Here is a 13396-nt window from a genome sequence, read left to right on the forward strand (position 1 = left end):
ATGACTTTGTTACTTAAGCAACTTAATTAAATAAAAACCATCAACCGGATCAATTGTCATGACCAAATCGTTTGCTTTCCTCGCCTCCGTGGCGATTTCTGCCCTTTCCGCCGGGCTGGCGCATGCAGAAGACATCAAGATCAAGATTTCCACCCTTGCCGAGCGCAGTGCACCCGGTCGCGTCACCAATATCGAAGGCGCCGCCGAGATCATGAACCAGCAATTCAAGGCTGCGGGCGTAGACAAGCGCATCGTCATCGAGGCCAATAATAGCGTCGTCAAAGGCTGGGACGATCTGGCGCTCGAAACGCTGAAGGCGCTGTCGGTCGGTCAGGGGCCGGATATCTACGTGCTGCCGCATGAGTGGATCGGCCAGTTCGCTCAGGAGGGTTATGCCCTGCAGATGGACGACAGGATTGCCGCTGCACCCTGGGTTTATGGCGATATCCTGCCCGTGCTTTGGAATTCCGCCAAGGCGACCGATGGCAAGATCTACGGCGTGCCGCAGGATGCAGAAATCCGCATGTTTTTCTACAACAAGGACATGCTGCGCAAGATCGGCAAAGACGAAGCCTTCATCGAAGGTCTGCCGGCCAAGGTCGAAGCGGGCGAATTCACGCTTGACGACCTGACGGCGCTTTCCAAGGAAGTCGTTGACGGCAAGGCCGCAGAATACGGCATGCTGCATCGCCCGAACGTCGGTATTGACTATCTGATGGTCTTTCAGTCCTACGGCGTAAAATTCATGGACGAAAAGACCGGCAAACTGATCTTCCCGAAGGCCGAGATGGCCAAAGCGCTTGGCTGGTATGAGCGCAACGCCAAGCAGGGCGTGACCCCCGTGGACAATACAGCCATGAGCTGGGATGCGATCCAGGGGGCCTTCAAGCAGGAAAAGGCCTTTGTCTTCCATCAGGGCGTCTGGGCCGTTGCCTGGCAGGTCGGTGAAAAGAACGGTGCGACCTGGCCGACCGACAAGGATGGTTATTTCCACAAGATAGGCTGGATTCCGGCGCCGGCGGCAGAAAAGGGCGGCAAGCCCGCAAACCTGTCGCATCCGCTTCTCTACACGGTCAATGCCAAGAGCAAAAACGCCGACATCGCCGCCGATCTCGTGGCGCTCGCGTCGCTGCCCTATTTCAACAATGAACACGCCGTCACCTCCTACCACACGGCAATCAGCCACGCGCAGACCGCGATGCCGAAATACAGTGACAACTGGGTTCTCTCTGCCGCGTCGCCGATGATGAAACACGCGCAGTTCGTGCCGAACCACACCAAGTTCGGCAGCTATAACAAGGTTCTGTTCAGTGGCCTGCAGGCTGTCGAAACCGGCAAGATGACGGCTGCGCAGGCGGTGGATTTCATCGCCGACGAGCTTGAACTGCAGTTCGGTGGCGAGGTGGAAATCCGCGACGCCGCCAGCAACTAAGCCTGATCAGCCCGTGCCGCCCGGCCTTGCCCCCGGGCGGCATCACCTTTCCCACCGGTACTTTGCAATGTCGAATTTCCAGATCAGGCCTCACCGGCCGGCCCGGCCGCTGTTTTATCTCGCTCCGGCCATCGCCCTTCTCGTCGTGTTCTTCTTGGCGCCGATCGCCATCAATGCGGTAATTGCCTTTACCGACATGGGGGCCAGCCTTCGGGTCGGCGAGTTTACCATGCGGAATTTTGAGCGGATCGTGCAGCGTGACGCGCGCATTCCGATGGTGTTGCTGACGACGCTGATCTATGTCACCGCCACCCTCTTCATCTTCAACGTCGGCCTCGGCGCGCTTCTGGCGATGACCTCGACGGCGATCCCGGACAGGCTCGGCAATTTTTTCCGGGGACTGTGGCTTTTGCCGCGCATGTCGCCCGCCGTCCTTTATGGCATCCTGTGGATATGGATCGCCGATCCGTCACCCTCCGGCCTGCTCAATCAGATTACCGCCACTCTTGGCCTTGCGCCGATCAACCTTCGCAACGATTTCCCGCTGTTCCTGGTCATTCTGGCGAATGGTATCGTAGGCGCATCCTTCGCCATGGTGATCCTCACCTCGGCGATCCGCTCCATCCCATCGCATCTTGCCAACGCCGCGCGGGTTGATGGCGCCAGCGAATGGGGCGTGCTGCGCCATGTGGTGGCGCCGGCCCTGTCGCAGCCGATCCGCTTCATCACCATCTATCAGGCGCTTTCACTGATGACGACCTATGAATACATCCTGCTGATCACCGGTGGGGGGCCGGTTTACGATTCCACCCCCTATGCGCTCTATATTTATCGCCGCGCTTTCGAAAATGGCGCCTATGCCTATGGCGCAGCACTGGCGCTCGGCCTGATGGTGATCGGCGTCGCCGTAACCTTGGTTCAATGGCGCGTTACCAATATGCGCTCCACCTTTGCCGCTCCCAGGATCGAGGTGCTGTGATGTCGCTTTCCCATCCCGCAACATCCGCTGACTGGAAGCGCCTCGAAAGCCGTGGCTTTGCCAATCGTGCCGGCTTTCTTACCGCCATCATCCTTTTCTTGACGGTCGTGTCCGTTCCGGTACTGCTGCCCTATCTCTGGCTGGCAGTGAAGTCGTTGACGTCGTCGGATGATGCCGTCAGCCGTCTCGTTCTCTGGCGCAGCACCGGGATTGCCGGCGTCGCCTATCTGGGTGCGATCGTCATCGCGATACTGGCGGACCGGTTGCGCAGGCCCGTATTTGCCTGGGCCGCGCTGGGTCTTGTAGTCGTCATACTCGGCGGCATCGGCCTCTTCCCGCATCTGACATTCGAGAATTACCGTTTCCTCTGGAACCGCGATATCGCCGGAACCGGCACGACGCGCATGGATCTGTTGCCGTCGATCTGGACGGCGCTGGGCAGTTCGCTTGTCTTTGCGATTTCCCAGACATTGATCGTAACGCTGGTCGCAACGCCCGCAGCCTACGCTTTGTCGCGTTTTGCTTTTGCGGGGCGTGAAAATTTCCTGCGTGGTCTGCTGCTCCTGCACGCTTTCCCGGCTCTGGCGCTCACCGTCGCGATTTTCATCCAGCTTCACTATATGGGCCTGCTCAACAGCCTTACGGGCGTCGTGCTGGTCATGAGCGCGCTGGAACTGCCTTTCGCGATATTTGTCCTCAAGGGTTTTTTCGACAATGTGCCCTGGGACATCGAAATGAGCGCGGTGACCGATGGGGCAACGCGCTCGCAGGCGTTTCGTATGGTGGTGTTGCCACAGGTTCGCGGCGGCCTGATTGCCGTCGCCACCTTCACCTTCCTCAGAGGCTGGGAGGAATATGTCTTCGTCCAGACGCTGCTCATCGACAAGAGCCACATGACGATGAGCCTCTACCTCTTCTTTGTCGCACAGGACAATATGGGCGCTGATTACGGCATGATCGCCGCCGTTGGTGTCGTCTATCTCCTGCCTGTGCTGATCCTCTACACCTTCACGCAAAAATACATCACGCAGATGAGTTTCGGCGGGATCAAGGGATAATCGTCATGGCCAAGATCACCCTCAATAATGTCACCAAAAACTGGGGCGAGACCCAGGTTCTGAAGCCGATGAACCTCACCATCGAGAACGGCGAGTTCGTGGCCATTCTCGGTCCTTCCGGCTGCGGCAAATCGACGACGCTGTTTCTACTCGCCGGGCTTTATGCGCCGACCGGCGGCGAGATCGCCTTTGATGGCCAAAACGTCAATCGCATCGATGCCCGCGATCGCAATGTCGGCGTCGTTTTCCAGTCCTACGCGCTTTATCCAAACCTGACGGTCCGCGAAAACATTGCCTTCCCCTTACGTTTCAAAAGCATGGGAAAAGAGGAAGTCGCCAGGCGCATGGACGAGGCCGCAGCGCTCGTGCAGATAAGCTCCCTTCTCGATCGTCGTCCCTCGCAGCTTTCCGGCGGGCAGCAGCAGCGTGTGGCGCTTGCCCGCGCGCTGGTGAAGGAGCCGAATATTCTCCTCCTCGACGAACCGCTGTCCAATCTCGATGCCACGCTGCGCATCACCATGCGGGCGGAGCTCAAGAGCATCCAGAAACGCCTCGGCTTCACCACATTGATCGTCACCCACGACCAGATCGAAGCGATCACCATGGCGGACCGGATCATCTGCATGAACAATGGCGAAATCGCCCAGATCGGCACGCCGGATGATCTCTATCGCCGTCCCAACAATCTGTTCGTCGCAGGTTTCATCGGCACGCCGCCCATGAACCGTATGAAAGGCCATGCCAAAGGTGGTCGGCTGGAGATCGCCGAAGCGTCTTTTGATTTGACGTCAGACCATACCGGCGAGGTTACCTTCGGTCTGCGGCCCGAGGATATCACGCTTGTCTCTCTCGAGCGCGCCGCTCTCAAAGGTGAGGTCGCCAGCGTCGAGCCGATGGGGCGTGAAGTATTCTACACGATCGTCACGCCGGCTGGCCCGGTTCATGCGCTCGAATATGGTGAAAGCGTGCGGTACGCGCCGGGAGCGCAGGTCGGCATCGCCTGCAAACCGGATTTCACTCTGGTCTTCGACAAGGAAGGCGATCGCATCATCGGCCTTCATGCCGATCTCTCGCATGACGCAGAGGCGCGTGCCAGGACACTCCAACCGGCAAACTGACAGGAATTTTCAGTGACCAAGATCGTATCCCATCGCGGCGCCAACAGATTTGCGCCGGAGAACACCTTTGCTGCAGCCGATCTCGCACTTCAGCAGGGTGCCGATTATATCGAACTCGACGTGCGCGAGAGCGCGGACGGCGTGCTTTACGTCATTCATGACGAGACGCTGGATCGCACCACCAACGGCACCGGTCCGGTCGGGCATATGCTGTCGAGCGAGATCGACACGCTTGATGCCGGCGGCTGGTTCGACGACAGGTTCAAGGGTGCCATCGTGCCGCGGCTCGATGCTTATCTCGAACATCTGCGTGGTCGTGCCGGGGTTTATATTGAACTGAAATATTGCGACCCCGCCAAGGTTGCAGCCCTTGTGCGTCATCTCGGCATGGTGCGCGATACCTTTTATTTTTCCTTCTCCGAAGAGATGCGTCAGGGTTTGCAGTCGATCGCACCCGAGTTTCGCAGGATGATGACACTCGACATCGCGAAATCACCGTCGCTTGTCGGGGCCGTGCATCATGCGTCGATCATCGAGATAACCCCCGCGCAGATGCGCCGTCCCGGCATCATCGAGGCGAGCCGCAAAGCCGGTCTGGAAATCATGGTCTATTATGGTGGCGATGACATGGCCGTTCATCGTGAAATCGCAACGAGTGATGTGGACTACATCAACCTTGACCGCCCGGACCTGTTCGCCGCGGTCCGCAGCGGGATGGCGGAACTATTGCTTGCAAGCAATTCATCTTCCACTTGCTGAACGTCAAGATGCTTCTAGATTTGGGGGTATATGACACATATTGACGCCCATAACCCGATCGTCGCCATCACATCGGCGAGCGGGTAAGACGCAGGTTCCACTTGGTCATACTATTCGCGTGATTGTCGCCCTTGGGAAAACAGAATAGATGCCGTCGGTCGAGGGCGGGTAAATGTCCGCGCCGTCCATTTTGACCAGGCATAAGCGGTGAATGCCTCGAAGCTCTCGCCGGAAAAGCCGCCATATGAAACGCACGGCGCTGGGGTCCAATTCCGGCGTTCCAGCAATTTTGCCTGGAAACTGTGAAGCATTGCGCTGGCGAAGAGCGCCACCTCGCCTAGACAAGGTGGCGCTTCATTCGTGCTGAAACGAGTCGTCGACCTGTTCGCCTGCGCTACGAACCGATGCATGTGCATTCCAGGCCTGATACGCGACCCGCGCTTCAAAAAAGCGGTCGAACGCGCATCCTCGCTGTTGGGAGCTTCGTCCATTGCCGTTAGAGCAACTCCCGGTCCAGCGAGCAGGGATACCCTCACTTGGCCTTTCGGTTCGAATGCCGGCGGTGGCGGCCCAGGTGCAGCGTAGTGCTCACGCGCTATCGTGCGTTGGGCCGCGGCGCTGCCATCAAAGGAGAGTGACGTTCTCGGCTTTCGATTTACCGGTCTTGCGGTCTTGTCCCAACTCGTAGCTCACCTTCTGACCATCCTGAAGAGAGCCGCCGAAACCGACTGCCGAGATGTGAACGAATACGTCAGGACCGCCATTGTCAGGGGTAATGAAGCCAAAGCCCTTGTCCTGAGCGAAGAATTTTACAGTGCCAGTTGCCATCTTGTCCTCGTTGATTGCTGAGTGCACCTCAACGCAATACCGATCATTGATCGGTACGGCAAGGATTTCGGTGACAAGCAAATCCATCGGTTCGGATGAATTCTATCTAACTATATGTTTTGCAATAATTTTTAATGATAAAGATCCTTCATATTCTCGGCCGCGTCACGTGGCAAACCAGCTCATTCGCCACGTTCCACCTCGTTATTTCTCACTTAGCGTGGCCGGCGAGCAGCCGATCTGTGCCGTAACTGATGAAACAGCAGCCCGCCGCGAGGGATGTTCTGCCTCGATATCCAGCACCGTAGGAATAGAACGTTGTCTCACTCATGTCGGCTCCGCGTTCTCAAAAATAAGAGCCGCAAACCAGCCATTTCGATTACAGGAAAGTGGTGATCCAGCACGGGCGATGACGTGTGCCGCACCTGTGCCTGTTCCGCCCCCCATGCCCGCCGTCACGAAACACATATGCATTCCGTCGAGGTGGTCCATGATCTCGTCAATCGATTCGTCGGCTGCCGCCTGTCCAATATCAGCCAATGATCCGGCACCAAGCCCCTCCGTGACCGTCGGGCCAAGCTGGACAAGCCGTGGCGCTTTTGACATCGACAATGCCTGGGCATCGGTATTCGCAAGGATAAACTCCGCGCCCTCAAGATACTGCATGATCATGTTGTTGACCGCATTGCCGCCACCACCGCCGACGCTGATGACGGCAATTCTGGGCTTGAGGAGCGTTATGCTGGGCGGCGTTGTGGCCATTGTTGGTTTCATGGAAGCCGATCTCCTGGCAAAGGCATGATGTCATGCGGTTATGTGGTGACGGGCATCAGCGCACGGAGGATATCCCGCTATTGCTTGCCTTTGGCCAACGTCGGAAAAGAACGCTGGCATTGACGCCGCCAAAACCGAAGCCGTTGGATATGGCATATTCAGCGTCCAGGGATCGTGCCAGGTTTGCAACAAAATCGATCCCGTCCGATTCCGTATCCGGCGCGTTCAGGTTCAGTGTCGGAGGGGCGATCCGATTTTTGAGCGCTAGAATCGTGAAGATGGCTTCCAGCCCGCCGGCCGCGCCAAGCAGGTGCCCCGTCGCCGACTTGGTCCCACTGACAGCAACCGACTTTCGTTGCCCAAACACACTCTTGATGGCCCTGATTTCTCCGAGGTCCCCAACCGGCGTCGATGTCGCATGCGCGTTCAGATGACCAATCTCATGAGGGGCGATGCCCGCTTGCGCGATGGCAATCTCCATGGCCCTGCGTGCCCCACTTCCATCCTCGGGGCCTGACGTGATGTGGTGGGCGTCGGCTGTCGTGCCGTATCCAACGAGTTCGGCAATCGGGGTGGCTCCGCGGGCGAGAGCGTGGCTGAGTGCCTCGATGACGAGTACGCCCGCGCCTTCACCCATGACGAAGCCGTCACGCGCGGTATCGAAGGGACGCGACGCCTTGGTCGGCGTCTCGTTGAAACCGGTGGAAAGCGACCTTGCCGCCGCGAAGCCGCCGAGGCTGACGATGTTCATGCAAGCTTCCGTTCCACCGCAAACCGCAATGTCGGCTTCATTGGACCGGATAAGCCGTGCAGCGTCGCCGATCGCCTGAACGCCGGCAGCACACGCCGTTACGGGTGCTCCCAGCGGACCTTTGAAACCGTGGCGGATCGAGACTTGCCCGGCTGCGAGATTGACGAGGAACGACGGTATCGTGAAGGGAGAGAGGCGGCGTACACCGCGTTGATCAACGGTTCGCACGGCTTCCGTGATGGCAGGGAAACCGCCGATGCCGGATGCGATGATTGTCGCGGTTCGCAACCTGTCTTCATTCGAGACCGGCTTCCAGTTTGCCTGCACGAGCGCTTCTTCCGCCGCCGCCAGCGCGAAGATGATGAAGCGGTCGACCTTGCGCTGATCCTTGGGTGCAATGATCCTGTCCGGATCGAATCCTCTTTCTGGGTCTTCGGCGAGAGAAGGGACAACGCCTCCCACTTTCGCAGGAAGATCTCCGACGACATCGTCGGTCAGTCGCCGGATCCCGCTTTGGCCAGCAAGGAGCCGCGACCATGAGATATCCACATTCGCGCCAAGAGGGCTGACGGCTCCCATTCCTGTTACAACGATACGACGCATCTGTTTCCACCTGTCTTCACGATAAAATAGGCATGCCTTCGGCGTCCCGACCGAGAACAGGGTCAGGATCATTTCTCCAGACATGCAGTTTAAGCAGAGCCTAGGACGCTCTCACCTTCCAGGGTGGTCGGACCGGGCCGTCGCCTTCAGTCATCACCATCACTGCGCGCTATACGCTTGACTTCGCCAGCGGCCGCATCGAGGACGCTTTCCGACAGGCGTTCGTCTTCGATGATGCGGGAGAGCGTGACAGCCCCCACCATCATCGACAGGATCGCCATCGCCTTTTCGCTGGGGCCGGAACTGTCGGCGTGACCCATGAGTTCATCCAGCACCTCAAAATGGCCACGGATACCGTCCTCGAACGGACGTCGGACTTCCGCGCTCTGCCGGGCGGCATCCGACCCCAAAGCGACAAGCGGGCAACCTTCGGCTTTCTCTCCTCTGTGATCCTTGGAAAGATAGAACGCCATAATTGCTTCCAGCGGATCTGAGGTGTCTGCGGCCGCGTCTGACCATCTTCTTGTGGCGCTTTCGAGCGCGCGCCGGGATGCAAGGGCGGCAAGGTCGTCCTTCGAGGCGAATTGTTTGTAGAATCCCCCCTGCGTAAGGCCGGCGCCCTTCATCAGATCCTTCAGCCCTATCCCGTCGAACCCATGCTCTCGAAACAGCCGGCTTGCAACGGTGATGACCCTCTCTCGATTTTCCTCGGCCTGTGCGCGGCTCACTCTCATGTGGACCTCCAATTAGATTTCACTTGACATCTATATATGCTTTAGATTTAGGATGCAATCTAAGAATTACGCTATCACCGTCGAGAAGGCCAGTCCCATGAAACGAAAAATCCTCCTGTCAACTGTGGCTGTGGCCGCTCTCTTCGGGGTCGGGGCTGCTATTTTCCTATTCCCATCGACGAGCAAGGATGCGGAGGCCGCGGATCCTCGCAGCCTCGCTCCGCTCGTCAGCGTGACGAAGGTCAAGACCCCGAACACGGCAAGCCGAAGCTTCACCGGCACGGTTGCTGCCCGGGTGCAAAGCGATCTCGGCTTTCGGGTCCCCGGAAAGATCGTCGAACGGCTGGTGGGCCTTGGCGAGGAAGTAAAGGCCGGGCAGCCCTTGATGCGGATCGACGAGACAGATCTTCGACTTGCCCTGACGGCCAAACGAAATGCCGTGGTAGCGGCACAGGCAACCTTTATCCAAGCGCAAGCAGACGAGAAGCGCTTTGCGGTCCTCGTCAAATCCAACGCCGCGTCCACCCAGCAGTATGAAAGGTCAAAGGCCACACTGGATACGGCGACAGCGCAACTCGCCGCAGCCAGGGCTGATGCGACAGTGGCTGAAAACGAGGCGGCCTATGCTCTGCTTGTCGCAGACGCGGATGGCACGATCGTCGAAACACTTGCCGAACCGGGCCAGGTGGTCTCAGCGGGGCAGCCGGTCATCCGGCTGGCGAAGGCAGGGCCGCGCGAAGCACTGGTCTGGCTGCCGGAAAATCTGCGGCCCGAGATTGGCGCTGTGGCGCTGGCCGCCGTTTACGGTCGTAACAGGCAAGAAAAAGCGGCGCTCCGCCAGATATCCAATGCTGCGGATCCGCAGACACGGACCTATGAAACGCGCTGGGTGTTGCAGGGCGCTGCCGCGACCGCGCCATTGGGGGCGACGGTTACGATCAGCGTCGAAAACAAGGACGCGCTGAGCCACGCCGAGGTCCCCGTTGGCGCCCTTCTGGATAACGGCGATCGCACGGGCGTATGGGTCGTCGACGAGCAATCCTCAAGCGTTCATTTCCAGGCGGTGAAAGTAGAGCGGATTGGCGAGGATAAGGCCGTTGTTTCGAGCCTGAGGGCAGGGGAGACAGTCGTCGCTCTCGGAGCGCATCTGCTTCAGGATGGTGCGAGCGTTCGCGTCGGCGTGGAAAAAGCAGAGGCGGCGAACTGATGAGCTTCAACCTATCCGCGCTCGCCGTTCGTGAGCGGGCAGTCACCCTGTTCTTCATCGTCCTGCTGGCCGCCGCCGGCGTCTATGCATTCATCAAACTTGGCCGAGCCGAAGATCCGTCATTTACCATCAAGACACTGACCGTCACATCCGTCTGGCCCGGCGCGACCGCGCGTGAGATGCAGGACCTTGTCGCGGAACCGCTCGAAAAGCGCATTCAGGAACTGACCTGGTACGATCGCGTCGAGACGACCACGCGACCCGGTTACGCTTTCCTGACCGTGACGCTCCGGGATGATACGCCGGCATCGGCCGTTGAAGGGGAATTTTACCAGGCGCGTAAGAAACTTGGCGACGAAGCCCGCAATCTTCCTCCGGGGGTGATCGGTCCCTTTGTCAACGATGAGTATTCCGACGTCAGCTTCGCCCTTTATGCCCTGAAAGCCAAAGGCATGGCGATGCGTGAACTCGTGCGTCAGGCCGAGACGATCCGTCAGGACATGCTTCACGTTCCCGGTGTGAAAAAGATCAACATTCTCGGCGAGCAGCCGGAACAGATTTTCGTAGAGTTTTCCTATTCCAAGCTGGCGACCCTGGGGATCTCGGCGCAGGACATTGCTTCCGCCCTGCAACGACGCAATACCGTCACCCCGGCGGGTTCGATCGATACGCAGGGGCCGCAAGTCTTCATCCGGTTCGATGGCGCCTATGACAGTGTCGAGTCGATTGCCGATACGCCGATCGTCGCGGCCGGACGCGTCCTCAAGCTTTCGGATTTTGCCGAGGTACGCCGCGGATATCAGGACCCCGCTACCTATCTCATCCGCCATGACGGCGAGCCAGCCATCATGCTCGGCGTGGTGATGCAGCAGGGCTGGAACGGCCTGGAACTGGGCAAGGCGCTGGAAGAACGGTCTTCGACAATCGCGCAAACCCTGCCGCTCGGCGTGACACTCGCTAAAGTCAGCGATCAGGCGGTTAACATCGACGAGGCCGTTGGCGAGTTCATGCTGAAGTTCGCCATGGCCCTCGGTGTCGTGTTGTTCGTGAGCCTGATTGCACTGGGCTGGCGCGTCGGCATCGTTGTTGCGCTTGCCGTGCCGCTGACGCTGGCCGTCGTCTTCCTCATCATGCTGGAGACTGGCCGGTTCTTCGATCGCATCACGCTCGGCGCGCTGATCCTTGCGCTCGGCCTTCTGGTTGACGACGCCATCATTGCCATCGAAGTCATGGTCGTGAAGATGGAAGAGGGGATGGATCGGATTAAGGCGGCGGCCTATGCCTGGAGCCACACGGCGGCGCCTATGCTGTCGGGGACACTCGTCACTATCATTGGACTAATGCCTGTGGGCTTCGCCAAGTCGAGCGCTGGCGAATATGCCGGCAACATCTTCTGGGTCGTGGGCTTCGCCCTGATCGTTTCCTGGATCGTCGCGGTGACATTCACACCTTATCTCGGCGTGAAGATGCTGCCGGAGATAAAGCCGGTGGAGGGTGGTCATCATGCGATCTACAATACGCCGAATTACCGGCGGCTTCGCAGCCTCATCGAGTTCGCAGTCCGTCACAAGTTCCTGACCTGCGGTCTCGTCGGCGTTATCATGGCCGTCTCCGTCGTCGGCATGGGTTCCGTCAAGCAGCAGTTCTTCCCAACGTCGGATCGTCCCGAAGTGCTGGTGGAAGTGCGCATGCCTGAGGGCGCCAGTATCGAGACCACGACGGCAACCGTCAAAAAACTCGAAGGCTGGCTGAAAGAGCAGCCCGAAACGAAGATCGCCACCAGCTACATCGGCCAGGGCGCGCCACGTTTCTTCTTCGCCATGGCGCCTGAACTGCCGAATCCGGCTTTCGCCAAGATCGTCGCACTGACGCCCGACGCCCATGCGCGTGAGGAACTCAAACATCGACTTCGGGAAGCGATTGCAAGCGGCCTTGCTCCGGAAGCCAGCGTGCGCGTTACGCAGCTCGTCTTCGGTCCCTATACGCCGTTCCCGGTAGAGTTCCGTATCACAGGGCCGGATCCGGACCAGTTGTACAAGATTTCCGATGAGGCCCTTTCGATCATGCGGAGTGTGCCGGATGTGCGCCAGCCCAACCGCGACTGGGGCAACCGCACGCCAGTCCTGCGCTTTATCCCCGATCAGGATCGTCTCAACCTTATCGGCCTCTCGCCTGCCGAGGCTGCGCAGCAGATGCAATTGCTGCTGAGCGGCGTGCCGATCACACAGGTCCGTGAAAACATCCGCAACGTTCCGGTGATTGCGCGCAGCGCCGGCGAAAACCGGCTCGATCCTTCACGGCTTTCGGATTTTTCTCTGATGAGCAGAAGCGGCCGCCCGGTTCCGCTCGATCAGATCGGCCACTCCGAGATCCGTTTCGAGGAGCCAATCATGAAGCGCCGTGACCGCACGCCGGTCATCACGATCCGTTCTGACATAAACGAGGCAACCCAGCCGCCGGAAGTGTCGCAGCAGGTATTCAAGGCTCTCCAGCCGTTGATCGCCTCGCTTCCCGCCGGCTACCGCATCGAAATGGGCGGTAATATCGAGGAATCTCTCAAGGCGAATACAGCGCTTGTGAAGATTTTCCCGCTCATGGTTGCCGCCATGCTCATCGTCATCATCCTTCAGGTCCGCAGCCTGTCGACGATGACCATGGTGATGCTGACGGCCCCGCTCGGCCTTGCCGGCGCGGTTCCGATGTTGCTCATCTTCAATCAACCCTTCGGTTTCAACGCCATCCTCGGGCTTATCGGCCTGGCGGGTATTCTCATGCGCAACACCTTGATCCTGACGGAGCAGATCAAGGAAAATCAGGCGGCTGGTCTGGATGACTATCATGCCGTCATCGAAGCCACCGTGCAGAGAACAAGGCCGGTTATCCTGACCGCGCTCGCCGCCGTCCTCGCCTTCATCCCGCTGACGCATTCGGTTTTCTGGGGATCAATGGCCTATACGCTAATCGGCGGCACGGCTGTCGGGACCATCATGATCCTGCTTTTTCTTCCCGCACTTTATGCGGCCTGGTTCCGCATCAAGCCGCCTCGTAGCGAGGCACTGCCAGTAGCAGCGACAGTTGAAGAATATCAGCATTCGCTAGCTGCCGAGTAGCGCGCAAATCAACTGGTCACGCACCACCTATGCTTTTGCGTGA

10 protein-coding genes and 2 pseudogenes are annotated in these 13396 nt (G+C 58.9%); 7 read left to right on the top strand and 5 right to left on the bottom strand.

Annotated elements, in window-relative coordinates; genetic code table 11:
• Positions 1–58 precede the first annotated feature (58 nt).
• From ATU_RS19670 to ugpQ, 5 genes are all read left to right on the top strand, one after another.
• Positions 59–1432 (top strand): ABC transporter substrate-binding protein, encoded by a 1374-nt coding sequence (locus tag ATU_RS19670; RefSeq protein ID WP_010973641.1) that lies wholly within the window; start codon positions 59–61, stop codon positions 1430–1432.
• A 67-nt stretch (positions 1433–1499) separates the two neighbouring features.
• Complete coding sequence (locus ATU_RS19675) at positions 1500–2411, top strand: carbohydrate ABC transporter permease (protein WP_010973642.1); 912 nt, start codon at positions 1500–1502, stop codon at positions 2409–2411.
• Positions 2411–3469 carry a carbohydrate ABC transporter permease gene (locus ATU_RS19680; protein WP_010973643.1) on the top strand — a complete coding sequence of 353 codons (1059 nt, stop codon included), beginning with the start codon at positions 2411–2413 and terminating at the stop codon, positions 3467–3469. Before ATU_RS19675 ends, ATU_RS19680 begins: the two co-directional genes overlap by 1 nt.
• A 5-nt stretch (positions 3470–3474) precedes the next feature.
• Positions 3475–4587 carry an ABC transporter ATP-binding protein gene (locus ATU_RS19685; RefSeq protein WP_010973644.1) on the top strand — a complete coding sequence of 371 codons (1113 nt, stop codon included), beginning with the start codon at positions 3475–3477 and terminating at the stop codon, positions 4585–4587.
• 12 nt (positions 4588–4599) lie between these two features.
• Positions 4600–5346, top strand: a complete 747-nt coding sequence (ugpQ, locus tag ATU_RS19690; RefSeq protein ID WP_010973645.1) for a glycerophosphodiester phosphodiesterase — start codon at positions 4600–4602, stop codon at positions 5344–5346.
• Positions 5347–5970: 624 nt separating this feature from the next.
• On the opposite strand, the gene ATU_RS19695 is transcribed toward ugpQ, so the two are convergent.
• The 5 genes and pseudogenes from ATU_RS19695 to ATU_RS19710 form a co-directional block, all read right to left on the bottom strand.
• A complete protein-coding gene (locus tag ATU_RS19695) occupies positions 5971–6174 on the bottom strand; it encodes a cold-shock protein (protein ID WP_035216621.1) in 204 nt (67 codons plus the stop codon).
• Positions 6175–6359: 185 nt separating this feature from the next.
• Positions 6360–6501: pseudogene (locus ATU_RS26705) on the bottom strand (IS3 family transposase); the annotation flags it as partial.
• Between the two features lie 72 nt (positions 6502–6573).
• Positions 6574–6948: pseudogene (locus ATU_RS19700) on the bottom strand (cell division protein FtsZ); the annotation flags it as partial.
• A gap of 55 nt (positions 6949–7003) precedes the next feature.
• Entirely contained in the window at positions 7004–8302 is a 1299-nt protein-coding gene (fabF, locus tag ATU_RS19705; protein WP_010973649.1) for a beta-ketoacyl-ACP synthase II, read from the bottom strand.
• A 146-nt stretch (positions 8303–8448) separates the two neighbouring features.
• On the bottom strand, positions 8449–9036 hold the full coding sequence (locus ATU_RS19710; protein WP_010973650.1) for a TetR/AcrR family transcriptional regulator: 588 nt from the start codon (positions 9034–9036) through the stop codon (positions 8449–8451).
• Positions 9037–9133: 97 nt separating this feature from the next.
• Here ATU_RS19710 and ATU_RS19715 point away from each other — a divergent pair, with 97 nt between their 5' ends.
• Together ATU_RS19715 and ATU_RS19720 are read left to right on the top strand one after the other, a co-directional pair.
• Entirely contained in the window at positions 9134–10243 is a 1110-nt protein-coding gene (locus tag ATU_RS19715; protein WP_010973651.1) for an efflux RND transporter periplasmic adaptor subunit, read from the top strand.
• The gene (locus ATU_RS19720) at positions 10243–13353 is read left to right on the top strand and encodes an efflux RND transporter permease subunit (protein WP_010973652.1); all 3111 of its coding nucleotides are present in this window, start codon (positions 10243–10245) and stop codon (positions 13351–13353) included. Before ATU_RS19715 ends, ATU_RS19720 begins: the two co-directional genes overlap by 1 nt.
• Positions 13354–13396: the final 43 nt, after the last annotated feature.

This window comes from Agrobacterium fabrum str. C58 (assembly GCF_000092025.1).
GTDB classification, from domain to species: domain Bacteria; phylum Pseudomonadota; class Alphaproteobacteria; order Rhizobiales; family Rhizobiaceae; genus Agrobacterium; species Agrobacterium fabrum.